Origin of the sequence: Paenibacillus sp. 481 (assembly GCF_021223605.1) — a bacterium.
Classification (GTDB): Bacteria; Bacillota; Bacilli; order Paenibacillales; family Paenibacillaceae; genus Paenibacillus_B.
The window spans coordinates 2055791-2073331 of sequence record NZ_CP075175.1; the positions used below are offsets into that span (position 1 = coordinate 2055791).

12 protein-coding genes are annotated in these 17541 nt (G+C 46.2%); 5 read left to right on the forward strand and 7 right to left on the reverse strand.

What is annotated here, in order from left to right; all coding sequences use genetic code 11:
• Positions 1 to 20: 20 nt before the first annotated feature.
• The 4 genes from KIK04_RS08765 to KIK04_RS08780 form a co-directional block, all read right to left on the reverse strand.
• On the reverse strand, positions 21 to 1301 hold the full coding sequence (locus KIK04_RS08765; RefSeq protein WP_232277885.1) for a vWA domain-containing protein: 1281 nt from the start codon (positions 1299 to 1301) through the stop codon (positions 21 to 23).
• Positions 1302 to 1402: 101 nt separating this feature from the next.
• Entirely contained in the window at positions 1403 to 3964 is a 2562-nt protein-coding gene (locus tag KIK04_RS08770) for an FtsZ/tubulin family protein (protein ID WP_332330008.1), read from the reverse strand.
• Entirely contained in the window at positions 3965 to 7354 is a 3390-nt protein-coding gene (locus KIK04_RS08775) for a tubulin-like doman-containing protein (protein ID WP_232277886.1), read from the reverse strand. It lies immediately after the preceding gene.
• A 79-nt stretch (positions 7355 to 7433) separates the two neighbouring features.
• Positions 7434 to 9251 (reverse strand): vWA domain-containing protein, encoded by a 1818-nt coding sequence (locus tag KIK04_RS08780; protein WP_442951146.1) that lies wholly within the window; start codon positions 9249 to 9251, stop codon positions 7434 to 7436.
• Between the two features lie 330 nt (positions 9252 to 9581).
• Here KIK04_RS08780 and KIK04_RS08785 point away from each other — a divergent pair, with 330 nt between their 5' ends.
• The 3 genes from KIK04_RS08785 to KIK04_RS08795 all read left to right on the forward strand — a co-directional run bounded on the left by KIK04_RS08785 (position 9582) and on the right by KIK04_RS08795 (position 11268).
• On the forward strand, positions 9582 to 9731 hold the full coding sequence (locus tag KIK04_RS08785) for a hypothetical protein (RefSeq protein WP_232277887.1): 150 nt from the start codon (positions 9582 to 9584) through the stop codon (positions 9729 to 9731).
• Positions 9732 to 9820: 89 nt separating this feature from the next.
• A complete protein-coding gene (locus tag KIK04_RS08790) occupies positions 9821 to 10651 on the forward strand; it encodes a hypothetical protein (protein ID WP_232277888.1) in 831 nt (276 codons plus the stop codon).
• 248 nt (positions 10652 to 10899) lie between these two features.
• Positions 10900 to 11268: a hypothetical protein gene (locus KIK04_RS08795; RefSeq protein ID WP_232277889.1), complete on the forward strand. Its 369-nt coding sequence runs from the start codon at positions 10900 to 10902 to the stop codon at positions 11266 to 11268.
• Positions 11269 to 11589: 321 nt separating this feature from the next.
• Here KIK04_RS08795 and KIK04_RS08800 read toward each other — a convergent pair whose 3' ends face one another.
• Entirely contained in the window at positions 11590 to 11802 is a 213-nt protein-coding gene (locus KIK04_RS08800) for a cold-shock protein (RefSeq protein WP_232277890.1), read from the reverse strand.
• Positions 11803 to 12080: 278 nt separating this feature from the next.
• Between KIK04_RS08800 and KIK04_RS08805 the strand changes: the two genes are divergently transcribed.
• Positions 12081 to 12614, forward strand: coding sequence for a TetR/AcrR family transcriptional regulator (locus KIK04_RS08805; RefSeq protein ID WP_232277891.1), 534 nt, complete (start codon positions 12081 to 12083; stop codon positions 12612 to 12614).
• Positions 12615 to 12690: 76 nt separating this feature from the next.
• Positions 12691 to 13350, forward strand: coding sequence for a DUF2306 domain-containing protein (locus KIK04_RS08810; protein WP_232277892.1), 660 nt, complete (start codon positions 12691 to 12693; stop codon positions 13348 to 13350).
• Between the two features lie 98 nt (positions 13351 to 13448).
• Here KIK04_RS08810 and KIK04_RS08815 read toward each other — a convergent pair whose 3' ends face one another.
• A complete protein-coding gene (locus KIK04_RS08815; protein WP_232277893.1) occupies positions 13449 to 13874 on the reverse strand; it encodes a hypothetical protein in 426 nt (141 codons plus the stop codon).
• Between the two features lie 333 nt (positions 13875 to 14207).
• The gene (locus tag KIK04_RS08820; RefSeq protein ID WP_232277894.1) at positions 14208 to 17324 is read right to left on the reverse strand and encodes a copper amine oxidase N-terminal domain-containing protein; all 3117 of its coding nucleotides are present in this window, start codon (positions 17322 to 17324) and stop codon (positions 14208 to 14210) included.
• Between the last annotated feature and the right edge of the window lie 217 nt (positions 17325 to 17541).

The following is a 17541-nucleotide window of genomic DNA, read 5'->3' on the forward strand; positions in this document are numbered from 1 at the left end:
GTCGTTAATCCTCCCCGTCTTTAAAATCCTCTGCTTGTGTTATCCGTTGGCCGCTCGGCAAAGCCATCTCCTGCACGCCCGGCACGACCAGCCCGATTTCTAGCATCGTATAGCTGACCGCTTTCCTTAATCGGGACAATAATCGTGAACATGGCGATCACACCTGCTAAAATAAGGTCTGCTAACAAGCGCGTTACACCGTCCGTAAACCATTGCCCTGACAAGCCCGCTTCCAGCAGCAAGCCAGCGATAAGTCCAGCCACCACGCCGCCGATCGCAAAGCTTCTAGCAAGAAAGCGATTGTCGAACACGAGGCCAAGTGCCACACCGATTGCCGCGCCAATGAGAACAAGCGCTACAACGCGTAGTACTGCATAGTAGGTGCTATCACTCAACGGACCTTTCCGCTCGGTAATAAGCGAGCGATCATCGATGCTGTCATAAATTTTTTGGAATATGAACGACAAATCTTCGGTATTGGCAACATCGTAATAACGTCCGCCCGTCTGTTCTGCGATGTCTCGCAATAGATTCGAGCCTTGCGCATCTACTAGACTAAGCCCAATCGTATTCGCTGCGATGCCCTGCTCGATATATGGAGACAACACTTTGTTGCGATCGAGCTGGCTAAACCCATCTGACAGCAAAATGACCATTTTACCGCGTCCAGATTCATCATGATCCCGAATGTGATCCATAGCTTCTGTCATAGCGAGACCAATGTCTGTACCATCTGTCGTTTTCTTAATGGAATCTATCTTCCCCATTACACTATCCTTGGTAGCTTGATCCGATAATTGCACAAACGGCTGTAACAGTTCAGCCTGACTATTAAACGTGATGATAGCTACTCTCTTATCTGAATCCATCTCACCTACTAATTGTTTAGCCGCCTTATACCGATCGTCTCGCGGATCGGTCTTTTCCATGCTGCCCGAATTGTCGATCACGAGCACAATATCTTTAACAGATTTCACACTGCCAAGATTGACTTTGTATACAAAATCGAGCGCCAGCCCGAGTACAAACAGCATTACGAGTGTCGCTGGTATAAGCAGCTTCCAAGAAGCGGCCACATACCGCTGTCGCCATGATTGACCGTTGAGCTGTGGCTTGATCATTTCAGCCACAAGGCAAGACAGGCCGATACACAAGGCAAGAATGCCGAAGTACAGGCCTGTCAGCACGATACCCGGCAGCTCACCCGTATACATTTGCAGCACAATTTCACCCGCAATAAAGCCAATAAAGCCTCCGATCAAGCTGAACAACACTAAGAGCAAATTTATTTTTCGCTGCATGTTGATTGCATCCTTTCACAAGGTATCCTATTGTTATGACGTTTCAAAAAGTTCCCTGAACGTTTAAGTAGAAATGAAGAACTAGGTAGCCACTCACGACATTAGCGCAGCTCAGGCAGTCTACTCTGTTCCATACCATGAAACTCGTAACCGCTCGCCACATAGTGCTCATAGTACACTTTACCGTTCCGGTAATACATCAGATCCTCGAGATGGAAGCCACCCATTAAATTGAGCTTCTCCACGCCACTGCTCCGCTTTTCATGCACGCAGCCCAACTTGTAAATGCGTGATGTCTCGTCCGCACTTCGGGCATAGCGGATAAACTCGCTCGTATGATCGCCGAAGAAATACTTTTCCTCATAGCGATGCTCATGCGTGTAATCAAAGAGCCGAATATTAATTTCCGCGTTGTGCTCCAAAGTGGCGTACAGCTTTTTAAACAGCTCCGCCTTCGACAGCACTTGCTTGTTGCTATAATCGACCGCCACATTGGCCCGTCGCAACAGCTCCTCTTCGAACGTCTGCTGAAACGGCTCAGCCGTGAGTAGTTCATGACGGCACACGTGCAGCAATCGCTGGCACAGTGCTGCAATTCCTTGGTCTAGCAGCCGCGGAATATGACCGATATACCGTTCTTCGAAGAAAGCCGTAGCGCCTCGCTTAGCCTCGAACTCGTGCATAACGGTTTCGGTAACCCGTCCGTAATATTCTAAAATGTTCTGTCCGATATAATCGTCAGCCATACGAATGCTGTCCGTGGCTGCTCGTTGCAGTTGTTCCTCCAACTGCTCCAACTGCTGCACCTGACGTTTGCAGTCCGCATGCAAATGCGCAAGCTCCAACTCATAACGACGATGCAGCTTAAGTTCCGTTTCTAAGCGTAATATTTCAAGCTTATGGCGATACACCTTATCGAAGAAGCAGCGAATAAAGCTGCGCAAATTGTGCTTATCCATAAGTGGCAATCGTTGAAATGACTGATCCTCGACCCGCTCCACATAGAGCTGCTCAAGGTCTATCTTCAACGCTTCCAGCTCCTTGGCTATTTGCTGAATCGTTAAGCGCAGCTCTTTGAGCACGCTATCCTTCTCATTTGCTTCATCTGTCCATTGATAGATGTGGAAAAAGCTAAGCTGCGGCTGGTTAGTCATATGCTGCTGAACAGCACCACGCAATTGCTCGGCAGCAGCAAATTGCTCCACGTATTGCTCCGCTTCGCGCTCATAGTTGCTGCGGAAATATACGCGGCAGCCATCTCCGAATAGCGCGTCTTCCGCCTCACGCAAAGACATCCGCTTCAGCTTGCTGTAGCTCATATCGTGCGTCATAATTCCGCTCATATCGCCCAGCTTCCCTTCATCAGGGACAGCAGTGGCTGTGCGTCCTGCCATGGCCGCCGCATCAAGTCCGAAGAAGGTCAGCTTCTCTTTCGCTGACCACGGAAGCTCGGCTTGCATGCGCAGCAGCAATTGGCGATAGAAATGATATAGCACCGTCAACGCGATCGATTCATTCGGCCGCTTTACTTTGGAAAACCCAGCGGACACATAGCCTTGACGGCCCGATTCCGTCATGATGTTATTTTTGAACGACGTATTATTGTAACTGTTCAAGTTCAACTCATGAGCCGCATCTTTCAACTTGCGGTTTTTCAGCAAGCTGACGTGACAAATGATTTCATAGTTGTCGTCCATGTCACGAAATGATGAAATACCGCGTTCATTTTTGTCTGATAGCAAATAGACAAGGTCGAACAACGGCGAAGCCGCATGGGTTACCGGAATCGAGATGCCATCTTCCGTCACCTGCAAGCGGGCGGAAAAGGTATAATCCGCACGCTGCATGCCATCTAGCTCTCGCAAAAAAGCGACGCCTACCGAGCTGGAGTAGCCAAACGTCTCGACCTGCTCGCGCTCACTAATTAACGTAAACAAATCCATTTGCACCGATTTGAACGACTGATTGAAAATCGCTTTCGCCAGCAGCGATATTTCGGGAACGAACACATTAAGCGGATCATCGACCCGCGTAATGATGGACAAATGAATGCGATCAAACGACGAATACAATCGGCCGTAATCCGCAATCTGATGACTAACTTGCCGCAGCATACGATTCAACTCAACGAGCAATCGTTCTTCGCGGTAAAAAGCGTCATACACCTCTTTGCGCAACGTCTTCCCGTTCTCTGCATCTGAGCGTGCAGGCACAGGAAGAGCAAGGGTACTTAGCCGACTTAGCCCTTGCTGCCTGCCAGTCTCGCGGGTCTCCTGGGTCTCCCCTTGTGAAACAGAGGAGACCGCTGAACCTGCTGCGACTGCCGAATCTACTGAGGCTGTTGAGATCGTCGAGTCTGCTGAGACTGTCGAAATCTCCGAGCTCTTCGAGAACGTCGAGTTCTTCGGGTTAGTTGAGTCCGCTGAGACAGCCGAGCCTGTAGCTGCTTGTGAACCGATATGAACGTACATCACACCATCACTGTTATCCCACTTCTTGTCGTTAATCTGGATGATCGGGTCAATCGCATCGACCGTCTTATCTCCGATAAACAAAAATACAGCCGGATAATGTATGCTGCTCTGATCGTCGCCCTGATCGGTCAACTTCTCTTCCGCAGCCGCATATTCAGTTGCGAATGGTTCCAACAATGCATTCATCATTTATTTCAACTTTCTGCGAATAGCGTTTAATTTCGTAACTAATTGCTTGTAAAATTGATACGCTTCCTCACCGTTAGCCAACTCGACTTTCTCGTACTCCAAGCTGTCGCGCGCTTCGAGGAACGCCGAGTACAGCTCTTCCAGCTTCTCCAAGAGCGGCGTAACGTCTTCAGACGCCGTCAACTCGCCAGCACGTCGTGTCGCCTTGCGCATAAGCGTGCTGCGGCTTTTTTCATCCAAAGCACGGAACTGCTCGTACACCTCGAACTCCACGTAACTACGAATTTTCATCAGATTCGCAAACGGCTCCCATGCCTCTTCCTCTGGATCGCGATCGTAGACGAATAGCGCACCTTTTTTGCAAATCGTCCCTGTATACAATGCTTCGATAAATTGATCCTGCAACTTCTCCTCATCCTGATGCAAGCTAAGCACTTGCTCCAATTCAGCCGCCTTCGCACGAATCGCTTCATACTTCGCCAACTCTTCACGAACACGGTCAATCAATTCAGGAGTACGGATCAAGTTCTCCTTCGCCAACTCTTCATTAATGCTGCCAAAAATATCTTTCGTCGCTTCTGGCTCAAGCCCATCCGTCAGCATACGCTTCAAGTCGATAAATGCCCGCTTCACCTCGCCCAAATTCGGCTTCGATGCTTGCAGCTGCATATCGTAGCCACCAAGCACTTTTGCCAGATCAAATGGCTTCGTAAATTTAACTTCAAAGCGATTGCTCGTGTTGTGATCTACGCCTTTTTCCACAATGACTTTCAACTCAAGTGCCTTGTCGAATGCTGCCCGAATACGCCCATTGTAATCTTGGACACGCGAATTCACATACGTATCTCCCCACGATTTTTGTGGAATCGGTGACGGCAAATACGTCCAGTTCACTTTGTCCGTCTGCACAAGATGTCGTCCAATGCCTTCCTTGTCCAAAATCGTCCGCTCGTAGCTTTCCTCGTACACTTTAAGCGGTGTATAGACGAACAACGGCACGCCGTTTTTCGTATTCAACCAGAAAATACGGTTCTTCACGTTGCTCTCTTTAATCGTAAAGTGAGATTTACCTACCGAATTGTTCTGATAGTTGCGAATCCCCTTCAAAATGCTAGGTGCCTGCAACGGTACCGATACGAAGCCCCATGACGGGAAGTACAAGTTGCCGGAGCTGTTACTTAAATGGAATACCGGAACAGCTTCGTCATCCAGCTTGCTCGCAATGTTGCGCTCGACAAACTTTTCAATCGACTCATCGTGACCGAATTTCATAATTAAGAACTCTTCCATCGATTGCGTAATTAAGTCGCCAAACTTATCGGTCAAAAATTCGGAAATCGAGCTAACGATGTCGATATCCTGCTCTTTAATCCATTGATCCGAGTGTTCCAACAGTTCAGTAGCAAAATCACGAATCAGATCGTCGACTTCTTTTTGCTCCATCACTTTGCTAATCGTTTTGGCGATGTCCGGCACACTGACGATATTCCAGTAATACGTGCGATTGCCTTTATGGTCGGTCTGTTCATCACCGTTAATCAAAATGTCGCCATTCTTATCGAAGATCGAATTAAGGGCATTCAATATTTCGGTATACACACTATAAATCCGGTTGTTCTCTCTATTTAGCAGCGCATGCAAATCTTCGTAGAACTCGATCATTTGCTCGGTACGTTCCAAATCCGCATGCAACCAATATTCGTTTATTTTTGCATCGATATAGAAGTTCTTCTTCTTATCCTTTGACACAAATGCACTCTTCGCATCCCCCAGCTTCTGCATCGCTTGCTCTTGCGCCGTTTCGATGTCGCGTGGGATATGGTGCAGATTTTCCTTCAGCGTTTCAATGTACGAGAGCAGCATCTTCAGCAAGCAGAACCCTTTTTCCGTATGAATAAGCCGTGATACGTAGAACGGTCCTTGCTCGGGATGAAGGAACATACGGCGAATTTGGTCGGTAAACTGTCCGACAATTTCACCTGGCAACTGTTTCTTCGCTTTAATGTACTCCTCGCGGGCACGCGCCAAGAAGCTCTGCTCCAGCTCGGTGTCCATGTTGACGACTTGCATTTTCACCACGTTGTTGTAGCTTAAGCGCTCGCTATTTTCATAGCCCGGTAACGGCTCTGGGACGCGTGATTCAAACGTTTTGACCATCGTATCGAGATCAAGGCCCAGCTTGCGGGCGAACTTCTCAACATCGTCCTGAGTCGGTGCTTTTTCGAACATTTTGTCCATTTTGCTAAACAGGCGATAGCCCAAATATGTCGTCATCTCTTCGATCGGCAGCACAGCCGAAGAAGCACCGATGATGTTGTACTCATAGTTGGCTGGGTACGCCTTATTCATTTGCGCGATATTCGTCCGAATGTTGCTGATATAGTCGTGAATTGCGAACTCTTCACCAGACTGCTTCTCCTCGCTGGAAATGAAGTTCGTGATGTTCTCAGCCGTTACGTTCATGCAATAGTCATAGGCGTTCTCAAGCAGCTTGCCTTCGGTATTCGTCGCCGAAATGAGATGGCATAAGTTGAATGGCGCTAACGGTGAATTAACCGTCAAAATATTGCCGTAACGCTGCTGGAACCGCTCACCACGGCTGTCTACGTTCATCCAGTAGTCCAGCTCTTTCAATGCAGCATAGCCGTTCTTCTTAATATACTCGCGCGTATGCTCGCTCAAGCTGCGGTTCGATAAGTTCACGTCCGGCGTAAACAAATAGCCGAGTGTGTTGACGCGGTCAATGCCCGCCGAACCGTGGTCGCGCTCAATAATACCTCGTACAATGTACGAAATGTCGAGGAAGCAGCCACTACCTGTTCCGCCAGATAAACCTGTCAGCAGGAACACCATCAGCTTCTTGTTCGTGCCGACCGACAACGTTTTAATTTTTTTGTCGATCGCCTGTACGACTTGATTGATCTTTGTGAACAACAGCAAGCGGCCCGCTTGGCGGACACCTGCCGCACCGTTCATGCCGTCCGTAATGCTGAGCTCTGGCGACAGCCAATCCGTAATGTACGGCTCCAAAATGCTGCGGTTCTGCAGCAGCCCGCCGATCTCGGCATTGGAGAGCAGCACAAATTCATTTAACGGGTCGAGTCCGATCCCTTTATATCGCTTGCCGCGATCCTGCTCATTCGTTTCAAACGCTAGAAACTCTACATTAGCTGGCTTATCAAGCTTCTTTTTCGAAATCGGATCTTGTGGAAGCTTAAAGCGGCGGTTAATTTGATATTTTAAGCGCAGCAGCGCATCGATCCCTGTGCCGCCTAGCCCGATAATAAGTATCGGGTTGTCGATCGTATCGACACGAATCTTTTCACTGACAATGCCACCGCCAAGTGATACATCCAACTGTTGAATATGTTCGCGCACTACCGGTTTCATTTCATTTCCTCCTAGGCTGTAAGTTCTAACAACTCAATCCATTCCATTCACTGTATGACACGCTGTATTACACGCTAATTTACACGAGATATTCGATCAAAATAGTCTTATCCACGTTACGCAGCGGAACCGTAATTCGATCGCCGCTCTTCAGTTCATAGCCGCTGCTCGTGTCGATTGCACGACCTGACTTCTCAATCGTACTGTCCGCGCCGCTGCGCAGCATGATGCGGTCGTTCTTGCTTGGAACGAATACAATCTTGTCGGTTTCCTTCAATTCCGCAGCAAGTTGAAGCACTTGATGGAGATTGAATTTGCCTTTAAAGCCCGTCAACTTCCTATATTGCGGATGCGTCTTTTCGCCTGTATTTTCATCACGGATTTCAATGACAAGTTGACCAACGAAGCCCCGTGTTGTCTTTTTGTACGCTGCATATGCGAAATATGCGGCAACAGCAACCACGATAGCTATTCCTGTCCCGATCACAACCGTTCCGACAGGAAAGCCTTCGTCTGACTCGGATGCCGAGCCTGAACCTGATTTGCTCGATCCCGCTGTTCCGTTGCCCGATTTGGCACTAATCTTGACTGGCTTCGTTTCCCGATAGAAGCTCTGCTCCTCGGCTCTTACTTTTAATTCATAGTCATGCTTCTCTGCAATTTGGTACGTTCCGGCAAAATGATCACCGTCATGCTTCAGCTTTATTTCTTCGACGTCACCTGTATCCACATCTTTAACATGCAGCACAGCATTCATATTTTTGTAAAGCTCCGAGTTCTGTACCTTCTGCCCGTTGCTTACTAACTGAGCGCGAATGTCAATCTCGTCGCCTTGCTTATATGTTTTCGCTGGAATCGGCTCCATCGTCAATTCCATGTCGTAGTTAAATACAAGATTAATATCAATATTGTCTTGGGAAACTCCTTTGACTTCCAACTTCCAATCGCCTTGCTCTGGTTGAAGCAGCTTCAATAAGCTGTAGCTCTTCGACTTCGCCAGCATCACATCTTGGGAAGGAATCGTCCTGCTCTTACCCGCAGGGTCAGTCAACCTAACCTCAACAGGCTTCGCTGACATAATCGAAATGTTCGCTTCCAGTACGTTAGCATTGGGTACGTTAATCGTCACTTCTTGAAAGGAGCCATTTCCTTTCATCGATTGGATCGGTACCATTTTAAGCTTAAGATGGCTAGCGAAAATTTCACTCAATATACGCGGCAAGTCGTCCGCTGAATCCGTAATAAACGATTTTGCCCCTGTCTTGTTGGCGATATCGGCCAATACGTTCTTATTTAATTTCCCATCGGCATTGAGCCCGATCGTATACACCGGAATGCCTTGCTTTTTCGCATCCGCTACCGCTTGGCTTAACTCCTCGTCGGATTGTTCCTGCGTTCGGGAAGATTTTTTGTTCAAATAATTGTTTCCATCAGCCAATAAGACAATCATCGGTTCATGAGCAGGATCAGCGCCACGTTTAAGCAGCTTTACCGCTTCCTTAACCCCCACCGCATTATCGGTGTACGCACCGCGATTAAGCTGATCAATAAATTGCTTCAGCTCTTGCTTATCCCCAGCTGATTGAATTTCTAGCAGCGCCTTTTCACGTTCGATCTTATCGGTGTATGCGACAATCCCGACTCTGTCCCCCTGTGTGGACAACATGTCGATAAACATCTTCATCGCCTCGTTGCCGATTTTGTTGGCATCGCTGGTGTTCATCGAATTGCTGACATCCACGACGAGCATAGCGTCAATCTTGGAAGATTGCTGCGTAGCAGCGCTTGCTACTGGTAGGCTGCCGATAAGTGGCGCCATAAACATTGAAATGATAAGCAGCAGCTGAACGATAATGTATGCTGGTGCTTTTCGTGATTTTTGTGATTGTGCTGTCATCTGCGCTCTCCCCGCTCTTCGAAGCATATAAATACTCCTTTTTATAGGTTGATAGTTAACTCGTTGTTTCTCGGTCGAACAATGCCGATGCCAGTACTGCTACTGAATACTAGTAGTACGAGTACTACTACTGATACCGACCCGACAAAATTCTAACAAAATCTTTTAAGAAATGACAATATAATTACTAATTCTACCATACCTATGACGGTGTGCTATAATGTTAACCTAATAACTTGAACATTATTTACGATTATGGTTAGCTAGCTGTTAAGTAGTAGCTAGGCTATACTACCTACTTATACAATCAGCAAAAGGAAGGTTCCCTCTATGATTGGATACGGATTTTTGAGTATTTTGTTTCTTTTTGTCGTCGTAAAGCTGATTATTTCTTATTACCATCGCAAGCATACGCCAGCGCCAGAAGAAATAGATCGTCGTCTGCTTGCCATGCTGAACCCAGAGCGTGATTACAAATGAAAAAACAACCTGTACATTTTAAGCCCTATCATATAACGAGATATGCGTACCAAAAGTTAAAAACTTGCAACAAGTGTACTCAGTTCACGGTGCTGCAAGAGCAGCAATGTACGTTTTGCGGCAAATCGGCACTCACCTCTATTGAGAAGAAGGCTGCCCGCCTTGCGAACCGCTCCAGATGGACAACTAGACTTATCGCGACTGTGTTGGCACTAGGTAGTGTCGTATTTAGCGACACACGAGAGCAAGCTGTCATCTGCGCACTGGCAGGAGCTCTGCTTGTGACCCTGCTCTGGCTATTCCAGCGGAAGAACGCGGCGATTGACGTTCATCGTCACCTCGACGCGCTCATCCACCGTGAGCAGAGCCTCATTATGAACGGCTTATATCGCAATTGGGAAACATCAATTGCCTCATGGGAACACGATAAGCAGCTCACGTATGAGCAGCTGCGCGAAATTGCTACGCTAATACGAAACGACAAAATCCGGTTGCAGCAGCTCGCCCTGCTCCACTTCTTTATCTTGCGTAAAGATATGGATTTGCAGCTGGACTCGCTCATGATAAATCACTATGACCCTCTGCTGGTCGATTACATTAGCGAAGTAGCCAAGGTTAAACGTGAACTTATTAAAGATGCGACGTTCCGTTACACCGTGTCCTTCGAGCCCGAAATTCTCGGCATGACGCGCGGCGTTGACAGCTTAGCAGCCATCGCTGGCGCAGCTGTTCGCTCGAAGCACTATGTGCTGGCGTACCCGAACTTTGTACGGCGCTACGCGCACAAGTTGCCGAAGGACCGCTTCCTGCGGCTGTATCGGATGATGGTGCAATATCCGCATGAGCCTTGGGGCGGCTTGTTCGATGAGGTTCATCGCATCCAACGTGAACAGTATCAATGGGACGCTGACTTTCAATAAAAGTCCATTCCATAGGACGAGCATCTGGAACGCAACCCCTTAGTAATTTAAATTCCATTTTATAGGAATTTATTGTATTATACGTTTGCATAGCACATAACCGAGTAGTTCCGCACAGCATAGCCCAACTTGGCTCTAACAAGTTGGGCTATTTTTATTCCTTTTAAAGGGTTACAGCGTGACACTGTCCTATATCCATTCAAGCTACTGTCGAATAGTTTATCGTACTAGACTTTTGAGGAGGATGAATGATGTCACAGTTTCAGCTTAATGGGATCGTTGGCGGCAAGTGTCCAATTAACGTCGGTCCTGGTAAAACCGTATTGCTGCAACAGATTGTAATTGGGGTTCCGAACGGGCAGAAGCTCATATTGAGGGATCTTAACTTTTTACTTAATAATGATGCTTTCTCGCTTAAAATAGAGGCAGAACCTTCACCTGGTAAGTTCATTGCAAAAGGTGGGTTTGGCGAGTTAACACCGAATAAAGTGTTATTCAACAACGATTCTGGGGCCGATGTCCTTATCTTTTTCCTTGTCAGCGCGATAAACACAGCCAAAAACACACGCTCCTTAAGCCGCTCAGATAGCTGGCATATGACGCTTGTCCGAAAGTAAGATTCACGTAGGCACATAGATACACGTAGCATCTGGGTATCTCAACAGTCAAATTACTCGCCCATCATGGACGAAAAATCCGCTATTGAGTTAAAAAATGCACCGCCCCACTCTTAAGTCAATTAAGAAGGTCGAGTTCAGACGTCCATCCTAACCCGAACTCGACCTTTTTTTGAACATCAACTCTTTAAGTAGCTGTTCGACTGTGGCTGAACACTGCTTGTGGGACAACCCCGTGAAAGCAGGCGTGTAAGCACTCACGCGTCCAAAGCAAAAAGCCGACCTCATGAATAAGATCGGCTTCCATATTAGCCCTAGCCGTTAGTCTTTGGACTGATTCGGACTTGTGTTGACAAGCACAGTCAATTTCTTTTCGCTCTTGACCATTGGAGATTTACATTGGGGGCAAGTCGGCTCACTGGCGAAGGAGAAGTTGTCCCTCATCCACCCTTTACACTCATCGTTTGTGCAAGACCATATGGAAGTGACTTCTTCAACCATTTCATCTTGAGGCTTTTTCCGAGAATTGTACATGGACCGTCCCTCTTTCTATTCTGGACTCATAAGCCTTAAAATTAAATGCCCCAAACACGGTTTGTTCGGGGCATTATGATTAGGCCTACGGCTAATTTCAATACTCTTATTATAACACATTTTACCGAAAATATGAATAATAATACTCGCCTTTTCGTCCTCACATAACGAGGATGTCTACACTACACATTTTTGTTGAATAATTTTCCAATACGATTTATGATGTTAGTGATTGATTAATCACTAACAGTTCAGCACATACAGAGAGGAGCTAGGGCATGGCAACGAATAATAGCAAAAAAGGCACCCCACAAGCTAAAATTAACCGCCGCGAAGATATTATTGAAGCGGCTGTTGCAGTGTTTTCCGAGCTAGGCTATTACCGTGCCACGACAGCACAAATTGCCGAACGGGCAGGTATTTCGCAGCCCTACGTATTTAAATTTTTCGAAAGCAAAGAGGGCCTATTTATTGCGGCCTTGGAACGTTCATGCGAACGTATCGTGGACGCCTTTAATCGGATCGAAGCTCCATTTGATCAATTGGAGGCCCATATGGCAGAAGCCTATACAGAACTGACCAACCTGTATCGCAAAGAAATTATTCTTCAGGTTCAAGCTCAAGCGATCCCTGACGAACCCATCCGTCAAGCCATGCGTGCCTCATTCCAGCGCGTACACGATGCTATACTCGAACGTTTTACAGCAGCAGGCTTAGAGCAACCTGAAACAAGAACGTTTTACTTCTTATCCGTCGGCATGCTGCTTAATGTCATTACGGTACTTGATATGCCTCATCTTAAACCTTGCTGACGATACAACATCGTTCAGCCTTTTTTCCGAGTATTTGTGATTGATTAATCAATAAATAACGATAAAGGTGATCATAATGAAAAAATGGGAACTCGGACTACTACTCTTCTGTTCACTCGCAATTGCCGGTTATGCAATCGCTCAATACACGTTCATTGATGCAAGTCACAATTCATTTTTAACCAGTAAAATCGCAATCATGGGGCAGCTAAAATCCATTTGGTATATCGTCCTATACATTCATATTTGCAGCAGCCTGTTCCCGCTTGTCCTTGGACCTTTTCTCCTGTATGAAAAATGGAGACAACGCTGGCTAAGAGCACACCGTATGGCAGGCAAGATCTATGTAGTTAGCATTGCCTTCGGGGGAATAAGCGGACTCTACTTAGCCATGTATGCAACGGGAGGGCCAGTATCTAGATTAGGCTTCGCAGCATTATCTATCGCGTGGATGCTTTGCACGTTCATGGCCTTTCGCCGTATTTTGCAAAAAGACATTCAGGCTCATCGCCGCTGGATGATTCGCAGCTTTGCACTTACGCTCGCAAGCGTGACGTTGCGTATATGGATTCCCCTCTTTCTATTTGTATTCGGGGGCGAGGCTTTTGAGACCAGCTATATCGTCATCGCTTGGCTGTGCTGGGTTCCTAACCTGCTCATAGCCGAATGGTATATGCGCAGGCGGACTCCCCGTCTCCCAGTCTCCCTAACCACAGGCAATCGCATCAGCCCTTAGTAGGTAGACAAGCTCACGTCCTATAAAAATGCAAAGAGGGCCACCTCTACCGTAGATGCTTTCTACAATAGAGATGGCCCGTCCTTTAAGCTAAACCCTTATTGAATGGTATACGTTACAGTAAAGTTCAACTTCTCCTCATAAACAAATGGAGCGTGGTATTGAACATAAACGTTGCCTTCTTCTTTAGGTGTATAAATAATGGAGTGCGAGTAGTTGCCAATTTTGTTACCATATTTGTCGCTTAGCGTATAAGAAACCTCGGGACTACCCTTTTTTTGAATATGAATTCGCTGTCCCTTTTTTACATAAAAAGGTTCCTTAGCGGAAGATCCGCCCGTTGTAATGGAGTAATGCTTGGTCACGCTTTGCTGTGAACTTACAGACTGCTCTACGTGGGCTAGAGCCCCTTGATTGTTACTCCAATTAGCAGCACTTGCTTGTGTCGCCCCGTTATCCAACAAACTTGCGCCCATCATACCTGTAACTCCTAGGACTCCAACTAAGATCACTTTTTTAATCATCCTAATTCCTCCTCAACTTTGTGTACAAGATACTTTGACTGATGCATTAACCACTGTTAAATAAACCAACTTCCACATATACCCATAATAGATTCTTTCGGAAACATTAGCAATAGTATTTTGTATACGTTTTCATATTTATTTTTTTTCATATACACCCGTCCGCTCTTCCAGCAATAAAAAGGCCGAGTCCGGGTACCACTCTGCACCCGAACTCGACCTTTTCTTGAAAAGCAACTCTTTAGGCATCTGGTTTACTGTGGCTGACAACTACCCACACTACTCACAGAACAGCCTTTGAACGACACAGCATCGCTATGTCAGCCTACTCTTTTATAACGCAAATTCATTCGATGAAGCTGATAATACACTTGTTCCATCTTGGTACCCTTTGGAGAGAACGTACGCTTTATACACGGTTCCAGTTGTAATTGCTCTACCGTATATGTCGTTATCAGAGGTGTACAGTATCGTCAAGCTGTCCCCAGACGTGTTAACAACTTTATAACCGTTCGAGGACACACGATTCGCCTCTTCCAAAGTAAAGTTAGTGCCTGATGGAACGACCATAACGGTATAATAAGCGATGTTGTTTTGGTTACTCGGTTTTTCGAAATACACTCTGGCGCTTGAGCTATTTCTATCACTTTCTGCTCTCACATTTGAAGCAGACTGAGTCGCATGGCCGTTGAGTGTGAACTCTCTGGAGCTAGCAGATAGCACGTTCTGTGAGCCTCTTCCGTCCGCTACCGTCAATACGAACACACGGTACGAAACGCCTGATACAATGTGATTCCCTCTTACATCTCTTGTCGAATCTGACAATGGATATCTAACAGAATTACCATTGCCTTGTCTTGATACTGAAGTGTAATTGCCACTGTATACGCCATTTGCTTCAGACAATTGGAATGGCTGATCGGAACGCACAACCATTACACGGTATTCAGCTACGTTCGACTCATTAGGTGCTGCATTGAATGTAACTTCAATGTCGCGTGCTGTGCCGTAATTGCTTACTGTATATGCGGCTACATTCGTAACTGCACCTACAGTAGAATGGCCTGTTAATTCAACTTCATTTGAAGAAGAAGACAGTGCGTTTCGACTTGAGGAATAACTATCACCCATCGATAATACAAAAGCCTTGTACTTGACACCGCTTCTAATTTCGTGACCGTCTACATCTCGGGCATCCGCACGAAGTGTCACTCGAATATCACTGCCTGTTTTATTCACATACGTGTAATTCAGACTGTGCGCGCGCTCTGCATCTGTCAGATTAAATTGATTTGCATTCCATGACTTCACGAGCATTACACGGTAGTGACTAATGTTTGATTCGTTGGCGGCTTTTTGGAATGATACTTCCAAGTCCGATGCATTATTGTAATCATGAATATCTCTTACATGTACATTTGTTGCCGTTCCGGTATTCGAGTGGCCTGACAACTGAATGGAACTGGAAGCAGATGATAATCCATTGGAATAATTGTTGTAGCCCATTGCCAATACAAATACTTGATACGTTTCTCCAGCTCTAATCAAGTTACCATCTGTGTCGCGCGTGCTAGCTGACAGCGTCGTCGTATAATAGCTGTTATTATGACTGTATCTTCTGTCTACTTCCGTAAAATTCCCACTACTTACATTGTTCGCATCTGACAAGTTGAAATTGCCTGAACGCCATGATTTCACAACCATGATCCGATAATTTCTAATGTTCGACTCATCTGAAGATCGATTGAACGAAACTTCCAAATCACGACCATCGCCATAGTCAGCAATGTCGCGCGCTGTTACGTAAGTTGGCGCGTTCGTACTGGAATTGTTCTGCGACAACGTTATCGAATGAGAAGCCGTTGACAATGTATTGCTGTTATTGTTTCTATCGTTCGAAACCGCCATAACGAATACTTGGTAGTTCTCTCCGTTACGGATGGAATGGCCTTGAGTATCTTGCGTGCTGGATGACAATGTTACCTTGTAGTCGGAATAACCCGACTTCGACACATCGTAATACCTTGAGCTAGACGCATTGTTAGCATCGCTCAGATTGAAGTTGGATGCATCACGTTGTCTAACGACAAAGACGCGGTAATAGCTTATTTTTGACTCATCAGATGGACGGCTGAAATGAACTTGCAAGTCGCGGCCATCGCCATGATTGCTTACATCTTCGACTTTCGAAATCGTAGGCACTCCAATCGAGTGGCTCAACGTAAATGTAGGTCCTTGCGTCAGCTTATTCGAATACTGACTTGAACTATTACTTACGGACAATATGAATACTTGATAAGTGACCCCGCCTTGAATGTAGCTGCCAGACGTGTCACGAGCTGACGAACTTAACGTAGTGGACATCGTCGAGTTGCCGTTTTTGTTCAAGATCGAGTAGTTCGAGCTTGATACTGCATTTGCAGCCGACAAATCGAATCTGTGCGCATCACTTGATTTCACAAGCATAATGCGATAGTTCGACAGTTGATCCTCTTGCTGCGCTTTGGAGAAGCTTACCCATACATCACGTCCATCTCCATAATCACTGCGATCTGAAGCTTGGATATTCGAGACACCTAACACAGAGCTACCCTCAGTGAGCGAAATCGTCTGTGAAGGATTAGAAAGACCGTAATTTCTGCCATTGGTTCCGTCCGTTAATACAAATACTTTGTAGGATTGATTAGCCCGCAACAGATCACCGTCTACATCCCTTGTACTTGAAGTCAAGGAAAGGGAATGATCGCTGCCGTTCTTATAGACAGATGTATAATTACTGTAAGAAACCGAGCGTGCTGTTGATGTGAAGAAATTGGATGCTTTCTCTGATTTCACAACCATAACTCGGTACTGACTCACGCTGCTCTCATTCGATGCTCTGGAGAAATTGACCGAAATATCACGCCCGTCTCCCTTATTTCCAGATACATGAGCATTTACGCTCGTTACTGAAGTGAAGTTGTCATAATGGTCTGTAGGTGGTTTGTAGCCTCCGTTGTTTCCACCGGACCCGCCAGATGAATGATCACTAGGTGTAGTTACATATACCGTATTAGACTGCATCCACACCCTAGCTCCCATGGACTCGGAAACGAATCGAATTGGGACCAATGTTCTCCCTCGTTTCGTTTGTGCGGGAACATCTAGCTTTACAGTGCGACCGTTGACTACAGCTGTCTTTGAGCCAAGTTTCAACGTAATAGTCTTGCCACTTTTGCTAGCGGTAACCGTCTTCGTTCTTTGGTTCCAATTCACACTCGCATCCATCGCTTCAAAAATCGCTGCAAAAGGGACCAACACTCGGCCGTTCACTTTTACTGGTGCTTGATCCGTATACACTCTGCTGCCATCGACATTAATTTGAATAGTCGGGGCAGCCTCTACTTGCGCCTGATTCGAAAAAGAAAACAACATAATAAATGCAGCAAGCACGGTAAATTTCCTTTTCACTCGTTTCGTCCTCCCAGTTATCTTGGTTTGGGCAAAATAATTCTCCCTATAGTATAGAGTCCGAAAAGGAGGAAAATGTTTCATGTAATCGAGCCTAAAAGTACAATCTTAATGTTTTTTTAAGATTTGATCGTAGGATCGACTATTGTATACGCTTCCATTTTGTGTGGCGTATCCCCCTAGTCGTGGAATAATAATCAGAATAGTTGGGATTAAA